Source organism: Synechococcus sp. H55.10 (assembly GCF_047502715.1).
In the GTDB taxonomy this organism is placed as follows: domain Bacteria; phylum Cyanobacteriota; class Cyanobacteriia; order Thermostichales; family Thermostichaceae; genus Thermostichus.
In genome coordinates this window covers 1-599 of the sequence record NZ_JANSJJ010000212.1, presented here as the reverse complement: position 1 = coordinate 599, position 599 = coordinate 1, and the positions used below count along the sequence as shown (strand labels likewise).

Sequence of the window (599 nt, the reverse complement as noted above, 5' to 3'; positions counted from 1 at the left end):
ATGGTGGACTATGTGCTGGAGCGGGCCCGCTGAGAGACTTTTCCAGGTTTAGGTTCGACTCCCCGAAGCCTGCACCCCTTCAGAAGAGAGCTCCGGATACTCTGGGGGGGTGAAAAAGTGCAGGCGATTGGGGGGCCAAAAGCGGAAGATGGTGTTGCCGATGATGTTCTCTTCCGGCAAAAATCCCCACACATGGGAGTCTTGGCTGTCGTTGCGGTTGTCCCCCATCACAAAATAGGAGCCGGGGGGGACGAGAAATTCGGATCCCTGGTTGGGCACGCCGGGGCAGCGCTCGCCCGGACAGGAGTAATTGGGGGGAGCGTAGATATAGTCCTCCTGGAGCGGGATGCCGTTGACGATCACCTTGCCATCGGCAATGCGGATGCGATCTCCCGGCAGGCCGATCACCCGCTTGATGTAGGCACCGTCGAAGTTCAGCTTGGCAGGCGGGTAGAAGACGATGATGTCGCCCCGTCTGGGGGAGCTGAAGCGGTAGCTGACCTTTTCCACCACCAGCCGATCCCCTTCTTCTAGGGTGGGCAGCATCGAATCAGATGGGATCCAACGTGCTTCCGCCACAAAGGAGCGAATGCCGAAGG

General features: G+C 59.4%; 1 protein-coding gene. It reads right to left on the bottom strand.

Annotated elements, in window-relative coordinates:
• Positions 1–48: 48 nt before the first annotated feature.
• Positions 49–599, bottom strand: a 551-nt coding sequence (lepB, locus tag NW858_RS11620) for a signal peptidase I (protein WP_414520557.1), incomplete at its 5' end; no start/stop codon positions are given.